Source organism: Thalassobacillus devorans, assembly GCF_900176565.1.
GTDB lineage: Bacteria > Bacillota > Bacilli > Bacillales > Halobacillaceae > Thalassobacillus > Thalassobacillus devorans_A.
Window position 1 is genome coordinate 114,730 of sequence record NZ_FXEH01000003.1, and the last position, 19,913, is coordinate 134,642.

The following is a 19,913-nucleotide window of genomic DNA, read 5'->3' on the forward strand; positions in this document are numbered from 1 at the left end:
AGGAAATCACATCAATCATTTAAGGTAAATGGCATCGGTCTCTAGACGGAGGGGGCAATGATCGTATTTTTGATCCTGATACTTGGTCATGAAAAAAACCCGCTTCCTCAAAAGGAAGCGGGTTGTAAGATATGTTCTGCCTGTTCCATTTCTTGCTCGGAAGGGGGACGATAGCCTTCGAGGGGATACTCTAACCCGAGGTGTTCCCATTTGTAGACCCCCATGGTGTGATAAGGAAGTACTTCTAATTTTTCCACGTTACCTAATCCATCGACAAATTCTTTTAGTTGTTGTAGTTCCTCCGCTTCATTAGTAAGCCCGGGAATAAGCACGCGTCTGATCCAGACTGGAATGTCTTTTTCAGCTAATAAGCGGGCGAAGTCATGGATTTGCTTATTAGTCATGCCGGTCAGTGACTTGTGTTTATCAGCGTCCATCTGCTTCAGGTCGAGCAACACTAAATCCGTGAACTTCAAGAGTACCTCCATCTTAGCTGAAAACGCAGGAGAACTGCTGAAGCAACCGCCCGAGGAATCGATGGCTGTATGGATGCCGAGCTCCTTGCACCTTTGGAAGAGTTCCGTCAAAAAATCAATTTGCAGCAACGGCTCACCGCCACTGACGGTTATGCCACCTTTTGCTTTGATATAAGGGAGGTATTCCTTGATATCTTCTATAATTTCATCGACTGATTTCTCCGTCCCTCCGTTTCGGTTCCAGGTGTCAGGATTATGGCAAAACTGGCATCTCAGCAGGCATCCCTGGGTAAAGATAACGTATCGGAGTCCGGGCCCGTCAACTGTTCCGCAAGTTTCGATTGAGTGTATACGACCGTTCATAAAAATACCTCCCTGATTCTACTAAACGATAAAGAACTATATTTTTTCATGGAATGTACGATTGATAACGTCTAACTGTTGTTCCCGGGTCAGTTTGATGAAGTTGACGGCATAGCCGGAAACACGTATCGTCAGCTGTGGATATTTTTCTGGATGTTCCATCGCGTCCATCAACGTTTCCCGCTCGAAAACATTGATGTTCAAATGGTGTCCTTCCTTTATGGCATAGCCGTCCAGGATGGAAACCAGGTTGTCGACACGGTCATTCAAGGTGCGTCCGAGTGCTTTTGGTACAAAACTGAACGTGTTAGAAATACCGTCCAGCGCATATTCATAAGGGATTTTTGCGACACTGTTCAAAGATGCGAGCGCTCCTGATTCATCTCGTCCATGAAGTGGGTTTGCTCCCGGTGCAAAAGGTGTACCAGCTTTACGGCCGTCCGGTGTGCTGCCTGTTTTCTTTCCGTAAACCACATTGGATGTAATGGTTAAAATGGAGATAGTCGGTGTTGCACCGCGATAGGCTTTGTGTTGTTTGAACTTGTTCATAAAGGTTTTGACGATATCTACGGCAATATCATCGACGCGTTTGTCGTTATTGCCATACTTTGGATAATCACCGGCGACTTCATAGTCGACGGCCAGGCCATTTTGATCGCGGATGACATGGACTTTTGCGTGCTTAATTGCACTTAGGCTATCAGCAACGACACTTAATCCAGCTATTCCTCCAGCCATAGTCCTTAATATCTTTGGATCATGGAGAGCCATTTCAATTCGTTCATAGGCATATTTATCATGCATGTAGTGGATGGCATTCAGCGTATTCATATATAATTTAGCAAGCCAATCGAGGACTTGATCGTATTTCTCCCGCACTTCCTCGTACTCCAGAATATCAGCTGTGACCGGACGGAAAGGAGGGGTCATCTGAACATGCATGACTTCGTCTACTCCGCCGTTTATGGCGTAAAGCAGCGCTTTTGCCAAATTGACACGGGCACCGAAGAATTGCATCTGCTTCCCGATTTCCATCGCGCTGACACAGCAGGCAATTCCATAATCATCACCATAGTGCTTCCGCATGATGTCGTCATTTTCATATTGAATGGAGCTGGATTTAATCGAAACCTTCGCGCAGTATTGCTTAAAGCTTTCCGGGAGCTTTTCAGACCAGAGAACTGTCAAGTTAGGTTCAGGTGCAGGTCCCAGGTTTGTCAACGTATGCAAAAATCGGAAGGAACTCCTGGTGACCATTGGATCTCCATGGACAGTCAGACCGCCGATAGATTCTGTTACCCAGGTAGGATCTCCGCTGAAGAGTTCGTTGTATTCTGGTGTACGTGCGAATTTGACTAACCGCAGCTTCATGACAAAATGATCGATTAATTCTTGCGCCTCTTGCTCTGTCAACGCACCTTCCTTTATATCCCGTTCGATATAAATATCCAGGAAAGTAGATACACGGCCAAGACTCATCGCAGCACCGTTCTGTTCTTTGATTGCCGCTAAGTAAGCGAAGTACAGCCATTGAAATGCTTCGCGGGCATTGATGGCAGGGCGGGAAATATCAAAACCATAGCTTGCTGCCATTTCTTTTAATTCATGAAGGGCGCGGATTTGTTCGGCATGCTCTTCCCGATCGCGCAAGACTTCTTCAGACATAGCTCCATCTGCCCCAAGCTGATGATAGTCCTGCTGTTTCTTTTCAATAAGGAAATCCACTCCATAAAGGGGGACCCTCCGGTAGTCACCGATAATACGGCCGCGGCCATAAGCATCAGGAAGTCCTGTGATAATTCCTACTTTTCTCGCCAATTTCATTTCAGGTGTATAAACATCAAAGACACCCCGGTTATGTGTTTTCCGGTAATCGGTAAAAATTTTTTCGGTATCTTCATCGAGTGTATAACCGTAAGACTCGCAGGATTGCTTTGCCATTCGGATACCGCCGTATGGCTGCATCGACCTTTTGAAAGGGGAGTCTGTCTGAACGCCCACCACCTTCTCAAGGTTCTTATTCAGATATCCCGGGCGGTGCGAGGTAATGGAAGATGGGATTTTTGTATCCATATCCCACACGCCGCCACGCTCGCGTTCTTCCTCAGTCAGTTCCATTACTTGCTTCCATAATCTTGTGGTATCATCGGTGGGTCCGGCGAGGAATGCTTCATCTCCTGTGTAAAGGGAATAGTTATGAATAATAAAATCCCGGACATCAATTTCGTCTCGCCATTTTCCATCTATAAAAGTTCTCCATGCTTGTGGAAGACCTGTTAAAGTCGTCATCCTAATCGCTTCCTTTCCTTTTTTGCTATAGCTTTATGTAATTATTGTAAATGAAAAGTATGTTTGTGAATTGTTTCACATTTGGATATTGTGTGAACTTTTTCCAATAGGTCGAGCTGGCCAATAAAATGTTGGTATAACCAATAAAATTAAAAAAGCCTATATATCCTGGGTTTAGCTAACAAATCTGGATTTTGGCTAATATCATTAAATTTTGGTCAATAAATTCATAATTCTAGGGAAGATGCAAAACCTTCTTATAATGAGGAAGGTCTAAGTGTTAAACCCCCGTTTGAAAGGGTATGGAAAAGTAGAAGTAGAATCGTAGACAGAGAAGGAGAGATTGGATGTACTCGGTGACTTTTCAAAAAATATTACTCTATGTGGGAATTGGCGTATTTGTCGGATTGATGATTGGGCTATTGATTGGAGATGTACAGTTCGGCATTTATTCATCTTTCCTAAGTATCATTACTGTTTTACTAACGGCGATATTCGCTGAACTATATCATGTCCGTGAAGCAATTAATAAACAGCGGGCGGAACAAAAAGATCCAATCATTAAATAATGAAAAAGAGTAAAGCGACCAGGTAGAAGTCGTTTTACTCTTTTTTTATCCAAGCAAACAGGTGAACAGCTGTTGGAATTTCATATAGTTATAAATCGTGCGTGCTTGCCTTCCTTCTAGAGTGTAAGGGTTGATTCTGGTTCGAAGGCACTCCATGAAAGCACGATCGCAGTAGCACGAAGGACCATACTGCTGGTAACAAATATCATGATACATACAGCACATATCCACCCCATTCACTGGCGCGCCAGGTCCGCTGCAACCCGGTCCGCACCATTTATAGCCAGGAAAGATGCAGAGGCCTCTTTCCATCAGATGATTTTCCGGGTGTTCATACATTTCTTTTCCTCCTATCGTCATTTTAATTAGGATATGTGCAAGTGCGGAAAAAGGGGAGAGCATCAGGCTAGAAAAAAGTGGTGCAGGGCGAATGTTTCATTTTCATAGGGAATAAGAATGATTTTACATTAGCTGGAAGGAATTGTGGTCTCTGTCTAGAACTTCTCTAAAAAAGGAGGAGATTCGACATGGGCGGAAAAATAAAGACATTGACAGAGCCGAAAATAGTCAAATTGGAAAGTTTCAAAGTGATGGGAGCAGCTTGTGAAACGACGATGGTCGAGAAGGACGTGAGGATTCCAAGGCTTATGGAAGAATTCCATACGAAACAAATGATCACCATTGAAAATCGCCTGAATGCGCCGGTATCTTATGGTGTATTTATCGATCCTGAAGACTGGAATCCGGACACCGAGCCATTCACATGGATCGCTGCAGTCGAAGTGGACGGGCATGATAACCTGCCTTCAGGCATGGTGTCCCGAACGTTTGATGAACAAGACTACGCTGCCTTGGATTATGATCCTGACGAACACAATTTTGACCCTTATCCTTTTTTGCACAAATGGATTAATGATAATGGATATGAACAAATAAGCGGATATGGCTTTGAACGCTATGAGCCTTATACAGGAGCCAACACGAAATTCACGCTTTATCTGCCGGTAAAGAGAATGACTGCTCAAGATTGAGTCTCTAAGCCATGTCTTGTAGAATAGCTAGATGATAAGACACAACAAAGAAAAGGTGTTTCACATGCAATCCTATATTGTCGTCGGGGCAGGGATCCTTGGTGCGTCTACTGCCTATCATCTAGCTAAAACAGGAGCGGAGGTTACTTTAATTGATCGTAACGAACCGGGACAGGCGACAGATGCAGCTGCCGGTATCGTATGCCCATGGCTTACACAACGCCGTAATAAGAAATGGTACCGTCTTGCAAAAGGAGGGGCCAGGTACTACCCTGAGCTAATCGATCGATTGAAAGAGGACGGGGAAACAGAAACAGGTTATGAAAAAGTCGGGGCGATCAGCCTCCATACGGATGAGGAAAAATTGGATAAAATGGAACAACGGGCTTATCAGCGGAGGGAGGACGCTCCGGAAATCGGGACGATCACTCGCTTATCACCGAAAGAGACAAAAGCGCTGTTTCCCCCGTTGTCGGAAGATTATGGAGCGGTCCATGTCAGCGGTGGAGCCAGAGTCAACGGAAAAGCACTTCGTCATGCCCTGATCAGCGCTGCAGTGAAAAATGGTGCTGATTTTCGTCCTGCCAATGCTTCCTTGGTTCAAGAAGGTAATTATGTAATTGGAGTAGATACGGGCGACGAACGGCTCATGGCCGATAAAACGATCGTCACTGCTGGAGCCTGGGGTGCGGAATTATTCCGGCCGCTGGGAGTGAATCTTAAGATCACGGGCCAGCGTGCGCAAATTGTACATTTAGAAATCCCGGAAGCAGACACAAGCGCATGGCCCGTAGTTATGCCGCCGACGGCTCAATACATGCTTGCCTTTGAAAAGGGGCGTATCGTTGTTGGTGCGACGCATGAGGATGAAGCAGGCTTTGATTGTCGTGTAACTGCCGGCGGGCTGCATGAGATATTTGATAAAGCCCTGAAGATAGCACCTGGCTTAACAGATAGTTCCATGCTGGAAGCAAGGGTAGGGTTCCGGCCGTTCACGCCTGGATTTCTACCTGTATTCGGTGCTGTGCCGGGATTGGAAGGTGTCCTCATGGCAAATGGTTTAGGTGCATCAGGCCTTACCGTAGGCCCATATCTGGGAGCCGAACTTGCCAGGCTGGCATCAGGGGAAGAGACGGAACTGTCTCCTGATGACTACGACGTTGCAGAAGCTCTTGATCAATAAGGTTAAGATTTTTATAGAGAGGTACACTTCTAAGTAGAAGGGTACCTCCTTTTTACGTGAATCTTCACGATACTTTTACATATATTCTCCCTTTTACTGAGGACTCGGTTTCGAGATAGTAGGTCCGTTACCATGATTGGAAAGGGAGTCGTTCCCCAACGGACCGTTATCCAGGCATACATCTCGAGAACAAGTCTTCGACTTTTGGGGCTTGTTGTTGAAGAAGGCTCTTTTGGTAAAATTCTGATTTGGGAAAGTTTAGCTGGTTTTACAAAGGTATAGCGGTGGTAATGGTATAGGGTTAACGACAATAACGAGGGGTTAGTTTATGGATATATTAATGTTTGTATTATTTCTACTTTCCGCTATAGCTGCTTATTACCTGGCAGTTCAGCTGGCAAGCTATGGTGATGGAGTGAAAGAGAAGACGAAAGCATCCTCTGCTTTTGTCGGTATATTGATTGGGGTAGCTATCTCGTTGCCAGAGCTAACGGCGAGTGCTACCGCCATCATTATTGATAGTCCGGATCTGGCTATTGGTAATTTACTTGGAAGTAATTTATTCAATCTATTTGCATTGGCTTTATTGGATATTCATTATCGAAGACAACAGATCATGTGGCATACAAACAAGGAAAGTAAATTATACAGTTATCTATTGATTGTCATGACAATGGTGGTCATGATTGCGTTGTCCCTGACCTTGCCTGAGGGTATTTATCATGTTGGTTATACTTCTGTAGTTCTCGTCTTACTATATTTCGGAGGAATCAAATGGATTAACAGCCGTTCTGAGGAAAAGGTGAAGCGCAGGTCGAGGGAAAATCGCCGTTTTGATGACCATACTAAAAATCAGGTGGTTTCCCGGTTTCTTTTGTACGGAGTGTTGATTATGATTGCCGGCTCCGTGTTGACGGTAACGGCTGACCAGATTGCCCAAATCACCGGTCTGGGCACAACATTTATAGGATCGATCCTGGTCGGAGCAAGTACTTCTTTGCCTGATGCGGTAAGTGTGGCAACGGTGTTAAAGTTAAGAAATTACAACATGGCGGTAAGTTCTATGCTTGGAAGCAGTGCTTTCAACGTGATGCTGCTTTCCTTCACGGATGCCGTTTACTTTGGAAACAACCTATTTCAGCATGCTGCGCCCACTCACCTTGTCACCAGTGGCAGTACCATCGTGATCGTTTTGTTAATTTTATATAATATTACCAGAAAGCAGCGTCGTACTACCTTCGGTTACATCTATCCATCCTTACTGATTTCAGGAGTATATTTAGCTGCTATCATACTGATGTTTTTAATGAAATAAAACGAATGCGTAAGGGGCATGGTCTCTCTTGCGCTTTTTTGTGCTACCTTAAGAAAAATAGGGGGATAGCGTACGGTTTTGGATGGTGTCAGGAAGGGTAAAAACCGCTTAAAGAGGCCATTAACTTGAAGTTGTGAAGGTGATAGAGATGGAATTACCAGAAGAATTAGTGAAACTTGCGGAAGAACGAATTGCCCCCTATGATACCGAAGGGCTGGTCATCGGTGCCGGGAATGAAAGTGGAGATATCATGATTGTCGGTGAAGCACCTGGTGAAAAAGAAGCCGTGGAAGGAAAACCGTTCATCGGACGCGCCGGCAAAGAGTTGGACAAACAATTGGAGTATTTGGGATTGACCCGGGAGGATGTCTATATTACCAGTGCGGTTCGCAGCAGGCCATATAAATGGGTCAAGACGAACAAGAAAGGGACAGGAGGGAAGCGTAAGGCCAACCGGAAGCCGAATCAAAAGGAAATTCTGGCTCATGCCCCCATCCTCGATTACCAAATCGCTAAGATGAATCCACGTTTAATCATTGCGCTTGGCAGTGTCGCTTATGAACGGTTGACGGGCCGAAAAGATAAAATGACCGAAATTGTCGGTAGCACAATAGAAACGCCGGTGAAGAAGTTAAAAGAAGCCAATGGGAAAGACTATACCTATACGGAAAAATCCTACACAATTATTCCGTTGTACCATCCCGCGGCGGTTTTTTATAACCCGGTGATCAAAGATGAAATTTATCAGGCACTCGACCGGGTAAAAGATCACTTAATGAAATAATCTTGGAAATCCTCGATGCTGTGCGGTTCAGCCGAGGTTGGATTTTTTACGACAACATGTGCTCCGGCAAGTACTACGAGACACATCATAAGCAAGACAAGTATGCCGACCATGTTTTCCACCTCCTTTGTTGGTTATACTTTAAGTTATGAAACGCGTTTCAGAGCAAGGGTTATTTTTAAATGGATTAGTGAAGATGAAGTTTTTCCCATGAGGCGCTGGGGAGGCTTTGGAAAAAGGAGGGGAAGGGATGAGCAATATCCGTGATATCGCAAAAGTTGCCAATGTATCAGTCACTACCGTTTCCCGTGTGCTTAACAACCACCCCTATGTGAAAGAAGACAAAAGAAAAGCGGTATGGGAAGCTGTGGAGCAGCTTGATTACCAGCAGAACATTAATGCGGTCCATCTTTCCAAAGGGAAGACATCTGTGATTGGTGTGGTCCTCCCTTATATCAATCATCCTTATTTCAGCAGACTGCTGGAAGGGATTGCAGATGCGGCGGAAGGTGACGGTTACAAGCTGATGGTCATCCAGACGAATTATGAAGCGGAAAAAGAAATCGAAGCGCTGGACATGCTGCGTCTCAAACAGGTCGATGGCGTAATTTTCACTTCGAGGAATTCACCGTGGTACGTCCTGAAAGAATATCGTACCTATGGACCGGTAGTAGCTTGTGAAAATAAACTGGACGAAGAGATATCGACTATCTTTATTGACCATTACCAGGCTTTTCAACTGGGAATGAACGTGTTAATGGAAAAGGGACACAGGAAAATCGGCTATTGTATAAGCAGGAGAAAAGGCAGCAATAGTCAAAAAAGACATGAAGCCTATTGCGATCAGCTGGAAAAGATTGGAGAACCTGTGAGAGATAAATGGATTTTTGAGAAATGTTTACATATGGAAGATGGTGCCCGCGTGCTTCAGGAATGGACGAAACTCGAGGACGCACCAACAGCTCTTGTCGTAACCAATGATCTGGTAGCTTCAGGTCTTCTGTTAGAAGCTGAAAAAATGGGGATAACCGTTCCTGAAAGGCTTGCTATTGTTGGATTTGACGACCAGCCTTTAGCAGAGGCATTACAAATCACTACCATCCGGCTACCGCTTCATGAAATCGGAGCTGAGGCATTCAGGCAAGCAAAAAGTGACCAGGTTGTTCACAAGGCATTGCCTTTCCGGCTTATTGAACGAAAAACCGTATAAGAAACTAGTAAAGCAGCTGCTCAAATCGAATGAGCGGCTGCTTTTATATTTATTTCCTAAATCTCTCGTTACATCGTTCTCCACAGACGGTTCAGCTCTTCCTAGTTTTGTATTCTTTATAATTTTCTGAAAACGTATTGACTTTTTACTATTGTCACGGTATCGTTATGTTAAACAATATGACACATATTTATCGTTACGATTTTTTAACGTTATATAAATGAGATTGTTGCACTTCGTACATAATCCAATAACCTTTTCTTATTCAAACTACTTGTACTTGCTTGAAGGAAGGTTAAACGACATGGAAACATTCAGCAATCAACAATTACAGTTTTAACTGAAACGTTTGTGAATCGTAATGATTATAAAGGAGGTAAAGATATGTCGACGACTTTATCCTATGATCGTCTATCTGAAGAAGAAAAACACGCTCATTTTATGGAGCGGATTGAGAAAGGAGATAAGATTGAAGCGGATGACTGGATGCCCGACGACTACCGGATGACATTGATTAAATTGATATCTATGCATGGAATCAGTGAAATCATGGGGGCACTTCCTGAGAAAGAATGGGTGCCAAAAGCTCCATCATTGCGAAGGAAATTGGGGATCATGGCTAAAGTGCAGGATGAAATGGGCCATGGGCAGCTGCTGTTGAGGGTAGCGGAAGACTTGATGAAACCACTGGGAAAAACAAGGGAAGAAATTATGCAAGATTTATTTCGCGGCGATTTAAAGTTTCATAATGTCTTTCATATGCCGGCTCCCACCTGGGGAGACGCTGGGTTGATCGGCTGGCTGGTTGATGGCGCGGCGATTATTACCCAAACCAATATGCTGAAAGCGTCTTACGGACCGTATGCCAGGGCGTTGAAACGTATTTGTGCAGAGGAAGTTTTTCATGCCCAGCATGGAGAGGCAATCATCATGGCACTGGCAGAAGGAACAGAAGAACAGCGCCCGTTGATTCAGGATGCCATTGACCGCTGGTGGGAATCATTACTGATGTTCTTTGGTCCGGCAAGCGCCAGTACGACGGGGGCTTCGAAGCAGGATACGACAATCAAGTATCGTATCCGGACAAAGACAAATGAAGAGCTGCGTCAGGATTTCCTGGATAAATATATCCCTAGAGTGCTTTCCCTTGGTTTGACAATTCCGGATGAAACGCTCCATTACGATAAGGAGAAGGGACAGTGGGTGTACCGTCAGCCGGATTGGAAAAAATTTAAAGAGATTGTACGAAATAACGGTCCTAAATCAAAAGATCGTCTGGATTTGAGAATTACTGCTTATGAAAATAATGCGTGGGTACGTGAAGCATTAAGTCCAGACGGCGCAGTCGTGTAAAAAAGACGGGGGGATGGAAATGACGACGAATAATGGACGTGATTTTTATCAGGAATTTGAAGTTTTCAGCAGTAAGTCGAATGGAGACCAGGTCCAGCATCAGTTCAGCCTATTGGCGCCAAATGAAGAGATCGCGCTTGTTATGGCGCAGGAGAATTTCATGCGGAGACAGCCTGTCGCGGATATCTGGGTTGTGAAAAGGTCCAATGTCAGGAAAATGACACAGGAAGAAAAAGAGTCATTGCAACGATTGGACAACAAGGAATACCGAACAACCAAAGGATATGGTTACCTGAAGAAAAAATGGCGTCATTACGAACAGAACATTTTAGATGAAAAGGAAATTTTGTCATGGGGAGGGGACGAGAAACAATGAAGTCTGCCCAGGAAGCAAAAGCTGACCAAAATTATCGAGCAACTCTGATGGAATTGTTGTACCAGCTGGCCGATGACGATTTCATCATCGCTTTTCGCGGCTCGGAATGGTTGGGGCTAGCTCCCCATATCGAAGAAGATGTCGCTTTTTCATCGATCAACCAGGATACGATGGGGCATGCGGCCATCTATTATCAGTTGTTAGAAGACTTAGGGGAAGGGAATGCTGATGCCTTAGCTCATGGCCGGGAAGCATCACAGCGGAAGAATGCCGTCCTGCTGGAGGAAGTGAATGGGCCAGGTCATTATTTGAAGAAGCCGCTATATGATTGGGCTTTCACTGTGGTACGTCATTATTTTTACGCTCAGGCAAAGAAAATCCGAATGGAGTCGTTGAAAAATTCTTCTTACCAGCCATTGGCAGATGCTGCTGTGAAAATCAATATGGAATTATATTATCATTTGCTTCATTGGAAAACATGGTTCACTCAGCTTGCCACTGCTAAAGGAGAAGCTCCGGAGCGGATGAAGAATGCCATTGAAAAAGTATCTGCAGATATGGGCGGCGTCCTGACGTTAGGTCCTAAGGGAGAGGAAATGGCCGCGCTTGGTCTGATTGAGTCAGAAGAAGTGCTGACTCAGCGCTGGAATAGTGAGATGGAGAAAGTATTTGCCCCGCTGCCAATGTCTTTGCCAGCGGTGAAGATGAAACGGGGCGATGGAAGAAGTGGCGTTCATACATCAGACTTAGACAGCGCGCTTACTACATTAAGTGAAGTGTATAAACAAGATCCAGTCGCCAGCTGGTAACTGACATCCAGAAAGGAGGGGAGATCGTATGCCTGTCATAACAACGTTAGAAAAGGCCGTCCGCGAAAAGCTTGCCTTGGTGAAAGACCCGGAAATTGATTCCGTCAGTGTGCTTGATTTAGGGATGGTAGAACAAATTACTGTTGATGGTTCATCGGTTCAAGTGAAAATGCTGCCAACCTTTATGGGGTGTCCTGCCCTTGAGATTATTAAAGCTAACGTGGAAAACAAATTGCTCGAATTGGATTGGGTGGAGAACGCCACTGCGGTGTTTGTATATGATCCGCCGTGGACGTCAGAGAGAGTGACTGCTGAAGGACGTGAGCGGCTGAAAGAGTTCGGCATCGCCCCTCCGCCAGAAAAAATCGGACCAGACGGAGCCTGGCATGTGGACTGTCCCTATTGTCAATCAACTTACACGACCATGGACAATATATTCGGACCGACAGCATGCCGCAGTATTTTGTATTGCAAACAATGCAAGAACCCTTTTGAAGCCATGAAACCTGTATCGACGATGATGTGATTTTTAATAGGGAAGGATGATTAAAAAATGGTAAAAATGATTGCGCTTTACAAACATCCGGAGGATAAAGAAAAGTTCGATGAGCATTATTTCAACACGCATGCTCCGATTACCGCGAAAATTCCTGGATTAAGAGAAATGAAGGTTACGAGAGTGACTGGATCTCCGATGGGAGGAGAAGGTAAGTACTACCTGATGTGCGAAATGTATTACGACAGTTATGACGCGTTGCAGGAAGCGATGAAAACCGATGAAGGAAAGGCATCCGGGAAAGATTTGATGGGGTTTGCTGGTGATTATGTCACGTTAATGGTAGGAGAAGAAGTAAATGAGTGACTTTACATTCATCCGAACAAGCGTAAAGGAACAGGTGGCATCGATTGAATTGAACCGACCTGAAGTCCTGAATGCGCTGAACCGGGGGATGGTGAGAGAGGTCATTTCAGCTCTGGAAATGTTCGACCGGGATGAAGACGTAAAAGTGATTCTGCTAAGCGGAAGAGGGCGTGCGTTCGCAGCTGGTGCTGACATTGATGAAATGGCTGACGATGGCCCGGTCGATTTTGAAATGAACAACCCGTTTGCCGATTGGGACCGAATAGCAAGAGTGAAGAAACCGATTATCTGTGCCGTTCATGGATTTGCTCTGGGGGGAGGATTTGAACTGGCACTGGCCTGTGACATGATTTTTGCTGCAGATACGGCAAGCTTCGGTTTTCCGGAAGTGAATATCGGGGTGATGCCGGGAGCAGGCGGAACACAGCGATTGACGAAACTATTAGGGAAAACCCACGCGCTGCGCTGGTTATGGACAGGGGATAAAATGACGGCACGGCAAGCGTATGATTATGGTCTCGCAGCCCGACTCGTCGCACCGGAATTGCTGTTGGAAGAAACGGAAACATTCGCACGGCGTCTCGTAAACCAGCCGCCTTTGTCACTGCGTCTAATCAAAGAAGCTGTCGACACAGCTGTCGATCAGCCACTGGACGAAGGGATGCAGCTGGAGAGAAAGAATTTTTACCTGTTATTCGCTTCTGAGGATCAAAAGGAAGGGATGAAGGCATTTATTGAAAAGCGGCGGCCGAACTTCAAAGGGAAGTAAGGAGGGATGGATGAGATGTTCGAAACAATCAACTACCAGATACATAACAACATAGCCTGGATAACAATGAACCGGCCGGATAAGCTCAATGCTTTCATTGGCCAGATGAACAAGGAAGTGCAGCAGGCTGTCAAGCAGGCTGACAAGGATGACACTGTCCGCTGCCTGGTCATTACGGGGGAGGGCCGTGCATTCTGTTCCGGTCAGGACTTATCAGAGGTCAATGAAGAAACCAATTTAGGGGATATCATCCGCGCCTACTACGGACCGATGATTAAAGAAATTGCACGTTGTGACAAGCCGATCGTGGCAGCGCTGAATGGAGTAGCGGCAGGTGCTGGCATGAGTCTCGCCCTTGCCTGTGATTTCCGGATCGCTTCTGAAAAAGCGAGCATGGTCGAGGCGTTTATCCATGTCGGATTGATACCTGATGCCGGGAATTTGTATTATCTGCCGCGTTTGGTTGGACACGCTAAGGCCCTGGAATTAGCAATTCTTGGTGAGAAGGTAACGGCAGAAGAAGCGAAAGAATTCGGGCTGGTTACAAAAGTCGTGCCGGAAGGGTCGTTGGGTAAAGAAGTAGAACAGTTTGCCGGCCGGCTGGCCGCAATGCCGACAAAAGCGATTCAGCTGATCAAGCGTAACTTGAAAGAGAGCTGGACGATGGATCTTGATGAGTATTTGGAAAAAGAGGCCCAGGGACAGCGAATTGCCGGGCTGACCGCCGATTATAAGGAAGGCGTCGAAGCATTTTTGCAAAAGCGGAAACCGGAATTCAGCGGAAAGTAGGAAACACGGATTAAGGTGGAAAATTAAGCGTTCAAACTGGAAAACTAATTTTAAAGGAGTGGAGAAAATATGGCACAAGTAAAAGAGCAAAAGTTGGAGCAGCTGGACATGAAGCGTGACCGTTACCATATGATTATTAACGGAGAACGAGTAGAAAGTTCTACAGGAGAAACGTTGAAGATCCGCAACCCGGCGACAGGAGAACCGATCGCCCAGGTAGACAAAGCATCCGTGGAAGATGTTGATCGCGCCGTAGCAGCGGCTCGTAATGCTTTTGATAATGGAAAATGGAAGCGCTATCCTGTCAATAAACGCTCACGTACGTTGAATAAAATCGCAGGAATCATGCGTTCCCGATTCAATGAATTGGTAGAGTTGGAGATTCTTGATTCAGGTAAGACGCTATCAGCAGCACAGGGGCAGGTCATGCAGGCAATTGAAGATTTTGAGTTTTACGCGGGGGCAATAGTCGGCCATCGCGGAACGGTCAACAATATGCCAGGTGCCTTCCATAACTATACAGAAAAAGAGCCAGTCGGCGTATGTGCACAAATCATTCCTTGGAACTATCCGATGATGATGGCGGCATGGAAAGTGGCTCCGGCGATTGCGACAGGATGTTCTGTCGTCGTAAAACCGGCATCGCTTACACCGTTGACTGCCATCGTAATGGGTGAAATCTGCATCGAAGCAGGCGTTCCAGAAGGTGTTGTCAATATCTTGCCTGGCTCAGGTTCTGAAGCGGGCAATCATTTAGTTGAGCATCCAGATGTCGACAAGGTGGCCTTCACCGGTTCTACTCCTATCGGAAAAGATATCATGGCAAAAGCCTCTGAAACATTGAAACGTGTCACGCTAGAGCTAGGCGGTAAATCTCCTAGCATCGTTTTCGATGACACCGATATCGATGCCGCAGTAGATGGTTCCTTGTTCGGTATCTTCTACAACACCGGACAGTCCTGTGAAGCGCGCTCCAGATTATATGTCCATGAAGATATCTACGATGAATTCATGGAAAAATTCGTCGAGAAGACGAAGAAGCTGAAGCTTGGTAATCCGTTTGAAAAAGAAACCCATATCGGCGCAATCATCAGTAAGCAGCAGCTGGAAGTCATCGATGGATATGTGAAATCAGCAGTGGAAGATGGTGCAACAGTATTGGCAGGCGGTAAGCCGGGAGTAGTAGAAGGATATGAAGACGGACATTGGTATGAGCCGACGATCATCACTGATGTGACTCATGATATGAAAGCAGTTCAGGAAGAAATCTTCGGACCAGTTGTTGTCGTCATGAAGTTCAGTGATGAAAAAGAAGTGATCAAGTTAGCTAACGACAGTGATTATGGGCTTGGGTCGGCAGTCTGGACGAAAGACCATGGCCGCGCAACGCGAGTAGCCAATCAGATTGAGGCAGGTATCGTAATGGTCAATTGCCCATTCTCTGCATTCCCTGGTACACCATTCGGAGGCTATAAGCAGTCTGGATTCGGCCGCGAGCTATGCGTCGAAACACTAGATTTATATACCGAGACAAAGAGTATCATCTCGTATTACGGCAGCAAGCCGATCAATCCGCTCGGCGTATGATAAAGCAGTAATTACAAAGGCTGTCTCCTTGAGGCAGCCTTCTCCTTTCGATCGCGTTGGGTAAGAATACGGGGGAGACAGGGAGGAATGCTGCTGCGTTAGGGCAGAATAGGAGTGAGTTAAGGCAGAATAGCTGCCTGTTAAGTGAGAATAATAGATTACTGGGGGTTAGGTCGTGATCAAAAAAATAGTAGTCGTCGGGTCAGGCGTGATGGGAAGAGGAATCGCATATGTCAGTGCCGTGGGCGGTTATGAGACGGTACTTGTAGATATCAGCGAAGAACAGCTTGCCAGTGCAGAAGTCGAACTGGAGAAAGTATTCCATAAAGGGATTGAAAAAGGAAAGATTACACCGGAACAGCGTAATCAGGCTCATGGATTATTAAGCTATGCTACTGATTTAGCGCAGATAGTTGCGGATGCCGATTTGGTGATCGAAGCGGTGCCGGAGAAACAGGAAATCAAGCGTAAGGTTTTTGAAACAGTAGATCAGCACGCCAAAGATACCTGTTACTTTGCTACCAATACGTCAACGATGAGTCCAACGGAAATCGGCTCTTATACAAAGCGGCCGGAGAAATTGATTGCGATGCACTTTTTCAATCCAGTCTATAAAATGCCACTGGTTGAAATTGTACGAGGACTGGAGACAAGTGATGAAACCGCAGAAGTGATTCGGACTGTTGCTGAAGAGATGGGGAAAGAAACGGTAGTAGTGAATGAATTTCCGGGGTTTGTGACAAGCAGGATCAGTACTTTGGTCGGTAATGAAGCCTTTTATATGCTTCAGGAAGGCGTCGGTACACCGGAGGAAATTGATAAAGCGATCAAGCTGGGGCTCAATTACCCGATGGGTCCTTTTGAACTGGGAGATCTAGTCGGTCTTGATGCCAGGTTGAACAACTTGAAGTACCTTCATGAAAAACTGGGCGAAAAATACCGACCGGCTCCGTTGCTGGAGCAATATGTAAAGGCGGGCAGATTAGGACGGAAAACGGGCCGTGGTGTCTATGACTATCGCGAAAAGGAAGTGCTGAAATGAGAGAGGTAGTCATCGTTGATGCTGTCAGGACGCCTATCGGCCGATATCGTGGTGCTTTGAAGCATGTCCGCCCGGATGATTTGGGAGCTATTGTCATCCGTTCCCTTTTGGAACGGAATTCTGGCGTGCCGGTGGAAGAACTGGAAGAGGTTGTGCTTGGAAATGCCAATCAGGCTGGTGAAGATAATCGTAATGTTGCCCGGATGTCGGCGCTGCTTGCCGGCTTGCCGGTCGATGTTGCAGGAGTAACGGTCAATCGTTTATGTGGGTCAGGCCTTGACGCGGTTAATTATGCAGCTCGTGCAATTATGACGGGCGAAGGTGATATGTTTATAGCTGGTGGTACCGAAAGTATGACCAGGGCTCCTTTTGTTATGGGGAAACCGGAGAATGATTTTCCAAGGGGAAATCAGGAAATGTTTGATACTACGATCGGCTGGCGCTTTGTCAATGATAAGCTGGCTAGAGAATATGGAACAGACAGCATGCCGCAAACAGCGGAAAATGTCGCTGAGCGCTATCAGATTCCCCGGGAGGAGCAGGATGAATTCGCTTATGGCAGCCAGCAGAAAGCGAAACAGGCAATGGAATCCGGGCGCTTCCAGGAAGAAATTGTTCCGGTCACTTATCATGACCGAAAAGGCAATGAAATTACTATCGATACGGATGAACATCCCCGCCCGCAGACCAGCTTGGAAAAGCTCGGCAAACTCAAACCGTTATTTGACGGTGGCACGATTACAGCTGGGAATGCATCCGGCGTCAACGACGGAGCCTCAGCTTTATTATTAATGTCAAAAGAAAAAGCAGAGGAGTTAGGGCTGAAGCCGCTTGCTAAATATGTGGTATCTGCAGCAGCAGGTCTGGAACCTAAAGTGATGGGGCTTGGACCTATCCATGCGACCAGAAAAGCGTTGAAGCGTTCGAGTCTATCAATCTCTGATTTAGGTCTGATTGAATTGAACGAAGCTTTTGCTTCCCAGTCTTTGGAATGCATCCGCCAGCTCGAGCTGGACGAAAAGAAAGTGAACGTCAATGGCGGGGCGATTGCATTCGGCCATCCCCTGGGTGCCAGTGGTGCCAGGATATTGACCACTCTCGTCCATGAAATGAAGAAGCGGGATATCCAATATGGGCTGGCGACAATGTGTGTAGGAGTCGGCCAGGGAATCGCTACTATAGTGGAAAATGTCCGTACATAGCTAGTGTTCCCCATATTGCAAAATAGGATGGAAGAAAAGAAGACTTGGTGACGAGCCAAGTCTTTTATATGTGACAAAAAAAGTAAATATAACAGCTGGTTAAGCAGGGGTTATTGATATATAACAGGTAAAACATTACAATAGTATATGTAAACGCTTTAATAATAAAAAGGGGAGAGCTGATGCCATGCATGTACCATTAATATTGACTGATTTCTTAGATCGGGCAGTTAAACTTTACGGAGAAAAACCAGCAGTCATCGATGATGAACGTGTACTGACATACCGGCAGATGAATGAGCGTGTCAATCAACTTTCCCGGGGGCTGCAGGCGCTTGGGGTGGAAAAAGGGGATAAAGTTGCTTATCTGGCACCTAATACAACTGAAATGCTGGAAGGTTTCTATGGAGTATTTCAGGTTGGAGCAATCATGACGCCATTGAATACCAGATTGAAGCCGGCTGATTATCAATTTATTTTAGAACATAGTGAAAGCAAAGTATTATTCGTAGATGAGGACCTTTATCCGTTAGTGGAAGAAGTCCTGCCAAAGCTTCCGGACCTGGAGCAGGTTATTGTACATGGGGAGGCAAAAGATGGCTGCCTGCCTTATGAAGCATGGCTGGAGACTTTTTCGAATGATAGCTTTGACCGGGTAGAACTGGAAGAGTCTGATATCGCATCTTTATTATATACGAGTGGCACAACCGGTAATCCAAAGGGAGTGTTGTTAAGTCATCGCGCAAATTATTTGCATGCGCTTTCTACGATGCATCATTTGCGTGTCTCTGATCAGGATACACTGCTGCATGTACTGCCGATGTTCCATGTCAACGGCTGGGGCTCTCCTTTTTACTATACAGCTAATGGGGCAACTCAGGTGATGCTCCGTAGGACGGATCCGAAGCTGATTTTGGAAAAAGTAGAGAAACATAAAGTATCCATTCTGCATATGGCACCAACCGTGCTGAATATGGTGATCGAAGCTTATGAAGCAGAGCGTCCGGCTATTGAGCAGAACGTCCGGGTCGTCATTGCAGGTTCGGCTCCGCCTCCGGCTTTTGTCAGAAGAGTGGAAGAAGATTTGAAATGGAAATTCGTCCAGGTGTATGGCATGACAGAAATCTCACCATTGATTACAACCTCTGAACTACGCTCCATGGATCTTGACCTTTCACCAGAAGACAGGTATCGCCTGAAAGCAAAGGCAGGCTATGAAATGATTGGCAGCAGGGTAAAAGTCGTGGATGAACTTGGTGATGAAGTCCCGCATGATGGCAAGGCGATCGGAGAAATCATCACTCGCACCAACGGGATGATGGAAGGGTACTACAAAAACACGGAAGCAACCAACGAGACGATCCGTAACGGCTGGCTGCATACCGGGGACATGGCTGTCGTGGATGAAGGCGGCAATATTGAAATCGTTGACCGGAAGAAGGATGTCATCATTAGCGGCGGCGAAAATATTTCCTCTATTGAGGTCGAAGGTGCTCTCTATGAACATCCATCTGTACTGGAAGCAGCTGTTGTGGCTGTTCCGAATGAAAAATGGGGAGAGGTGCCCCACGCGGTTGTTGTCCTGAGGGACGGAGAAACATTGACGGAAGAAGAAATCATCGCATTCTGCCGTGAAAAGCTGGCCCATTTTAAGGCGCCGAAAAGTATTACCTTTACGGACGAACTGCCCAAAACCGCGTCCGGAAAGATTCAAAAAGTCGTCATTCGGAAAGCGTTCTGGGAAGATAAAGGCCGAATGGTCAATTAAATTGATACTTGCCCAGCCCCCTGATAACATCCTTATCAGGGGCTGTTTTATTAAATTTTTTGAAGGCTCAGTTTATAGATCTGTTGTTTCCGTTATGGTTTTGAGATCTTGGAGGTCCGGGAAATCACTCGCTTTC

At 45.9% G+C, this 19,913-nt stretch carries 21 protein-coding genes; 17 read left to right on the forward strand and 4 right to left on the reverse strand.

The features are described from left to right. Positions 1-107 precede the first annotated feature (107 nt). Both pflA and pflB read right to left on the reverse strand, forming a co-directional pair. Positions 108-839: a pyruvate formate-lyase-activating protein gene (gene pflA, locus B9Y67_RS01240; RefSeq protein ID WP_085504985.1), complete on the reverse strand. Its 732-nt coding sequence runs from the start codon at positions 837-839 to the stop codon at positions 108-110. 36 nt (positions 840-875) lie between these two features. Next, on the reverse strand, positions 876-3,128 hold the full coding sequence (gene pflB / locus B9Y67_RS01245) for a formate C-acetyltransferase (protein WP_085504986.1): 2,253 nt from the start codon (positions 3,126-3,128) through the stop codon (positions 876-878). A gap of 347 nt (positions 3,129-3,475) precedes the next feature. Between pflB and B9Y67_RS01250 the strand changes: the two genes are divergently transcribed. Beyond that, complete coding sequence (locus tag B9Y67_RS01250) at positions 3,476-3,697, forward strand: hypothetical protein (RefSeq protein ID WP_085504987.1); 222 nt, start codon at positions 3,476-3,478, stop codon at positions 3,695-3,697. A gap of 45 nt (positions 3,698-3,742) precedes the next feature. Here the strand turns inward: B9Y67_RS01250 and B9Y67_RS01255 are convergent, their stop codons facing one another. After that, positions 3,743-4,036 (reverse strand): phospholipase, encoded by a 294-nt coding sequence (locus B9Y67_RS01255; RefSeq protein WP_254901659.1) that lies wholly within the window; start codon positions 4,034-4,036, stop codon positions 3,743-3,745. A gap of 188 nt (positions 4,037-4,224) precedes the next feature. Between B9Y67_RS01255 and B9Y67_RS01260 the strand changes: the two genes are divergently transcribed. The 4 genes from B9Y67_RS01260 to B9Y67_RS01275 all read left to right on the forward strand — a co-directional run bounded on the left by B9Y67_RS01260 (position 4,225) and on the right by B9Y67_RS01275 (position 8,010). Beyond that, positions 4,225-4,728, forward strand: a complete 504-nt coding sequence (locus B9Y67_RS01260) for a GyrI-like domain-containing protein (protein ID WP_085504988.1) — start codon at positions 4,225-4,227, stop codon at positions 4,726-4,728. Positions 4,729-4,792: 64 nt separating this feature from the next. Then, positions 4,793-5,911 (forward strand): NAD(P)/FAD-dependent oxidoreductase, encoded by a 1,119-nt coding sequence (locus tag B9Y67_RS01265; protein WP_085504989.1) that lies wholly within the window; start codon positions 4,793-4,795, stop codon positions 5,909-5,911. Positions 5,912-6,239: 328 nt separating this feature from the next. Next, positions 6,240-7,226 (forward strand): sodium:calcium antiporter, encoded by a 987-nt coding sequence (locus B9Y67_RS01270; protein WP_085504990.1) that lies wholly within the window; start codon positions 6,240-6,242, stop codon positions 7,224-7,226. Between the two features lie 148 nt (positions 7,227-7,374). Beyond that, positions 7,375-8,010, forward strand: a complete 636-nt coding sequence (locus tag B9Y67_RS01275; protein WP_085504991.1) for a uracil-DNA glycosylase — start codon at positions 7,375-7,377, stop codon at positions 8,008-8,010. On the opposite strand, the gene B9Y67_RS20880 is transcribed toward B9Y67_RS01275, so the two are convergent. Continuing rightward, entirely contained in the window at positions 7,995-8,123 is a 129-nt protein-coding gene (locus B9Y67_RS20880) for a hypothetical protein (protein WP_254901660.1), read from the reverse strand. The genes B9Y67_RS01275 and B9Y67_RS20880 overlap by 16 nt on opposite strands. A gap of 137 nt (positions 8,124-8,260) precedes the next feature. On the opposite strand from B9Y67_RS20880, the gene B9Y67_RS01280 reads away from it, so the two are divergent. The 12 genes from B9Y67_RS01280 to B9Y67_RS01335 all read left to right on the forward strand — a co-directional run bounded on the left by B9Y67_RS01280 (position 8,261) and on the right by B9Y67_RS01335 (position 19,777). Further along, positions 8,261-9,220, forward strand: coding sequence for a LacI family DNA-binding transcriptional regulator (locus B9Y67_RS01280; RefSeq protein WP_085504992.1), 960 nt, complete (start codon positions 8,261-8,263; stop codon positions 9,218-9,220). Positions 9,221-9,604: 384 nt separating this feature from the next. Continuing rightward, a complete protein-coding gene (gene paaA, locus B9Y67_RS01285; RefSeq protein WP_085504993.1) occupies positions 9,605-10,573 on the forward strand; it encodes a 1,2-phenylacetyl-CoA epoxidase subunit PaaA in 969 nt (322 codons plus the stop codon). Between the two features lie 19 nt (positions 10,574-10,592). Continuing rightward, positions 10,593-10,949: a 1,2-phenylacetyl-CoA epoxidase subunit PaaB gene (paaB, locus tag B9Y67_RS01290; protein ID WP_085504994.1), complete on the forward strand. Its 357-nt coding sequence runs from the start codon at positions 10,593-10,595 to the stop codon at positions 10,947-10,949. Next, positions 10,946-11,758: a 1,2-phenylacetyl-CoA epoxidase subunit PaaC gene (gene paaC / locus B9Y67_RS01295; protein WP_254901661.1), complete on the forward strand. Its 813-nt coding sequence runs from the start codon at positions 10,946-10,948 to the stop codon at positions 11,756-11,758. The genes paaB and paaC overlap by 4 nt, the downstream gene beginning before the upstream one ends. A 28-nt stretch (positions 11,759-11,786) precedes the next feature. Beyond that, complete coding sequence (paaD, locus tag B9Y67_RS01300) at positions 11,787-12,284, forward strand: 1,2-phenylacetyl-CoA epoxidase subunit PaaD (RefSeq protein WP_085504996.1); 498 nt, start codon at positions 11,787-11,789, stop codon at positions 12,282-12,284. Positions 12,285-12,311: 27 nt separating this feature from the next. Beyond that, positions 12,312-12,620, forward strand: coding sequence for an EthD family reductase (locus B9Y67_RS01305; protein WP_062438802.1), 309 nt, complete (start codon positions 12,312-12,314; stop codon positions 12,618-12,620). After that, entirely contained in the window at positions 12,613-13,389 is a 777-nt protein-coding gene (locus B9Y67_RS01310) for an enoyl-CoA hydratase/isomerase family protein (protein ID WP_085504997.1), read from the forward strand. Before B9Y67_RS01305 ends, B9Y67_RS01310 begins: the two co-directional genes overlap by 8 nt. 15 nt (positions 13,390-13,404) lie before the next feature. Next, the gene (locus B9Y67_RS01315) at positions 13,405-14,178 is read left to right on the forward strand and encodes an enoyl-CoA hydratase-related protein (RefSeq protein WP_085504998.1); all 774 of its coding nucleotides are present in this window, start codon (positions 13,405-13,407) and stop codon (positions 14,176-14,178) included. 69 nt (positions 14,179-14,247) lie between these two features. Next, entirely contained in the window at positions 14,248-15,765 is a 1,518-nt protein-coding gene (locus tag B9Y67_RS01320; protein ID WP_085504999.1) for an aldehyde dehydrogenase family protein, read from the forward strand. A 175-nt stretch (positions 15,766-15,940) separates the two neighbouring features. Beyond that, on the forward strand, positions 15,941-16,807 hold the full coding sequence (locus B9Y67_RS01325; RefSeq protein WP_085505000.1) for a 3-hydroxyacyl-CoA dehydrogenase: 867 nt from the start codon (positions 15,941-15,943) through the stop codon (positions 16,805-16,807). Beyond that, complete coding sequence (locus B9Y67_RS01330; protein WP_085505001.1) at positions 16,804-18,009, forward strand: acetyl-CoA C-acyltransferase; 1,206 nt, start codon at positions 16,804-16,806, stop codon at positions 18,007-18,009. The genes B9Y67_RS01325 and B9Y67_RS01330 overlap by 4 nt, the downstream gene beginning before the upstream one ends. Positions 18,010-18,196: 187 nt before the next feature. Beyond that, positions 18,197-19,777, forward strand: coding sequence for a long-chain-fatty-acid--CoA ligase (locus B9Y67_RS01335; protein ID WP_085505002.1), 1,581 nt, complete (start codon positions 18,197-18,199; stop codon positions 19,775-19,777). The last annotated feature ends 136 nt before the right edge of the window (positions 19,778-19,913 follow it).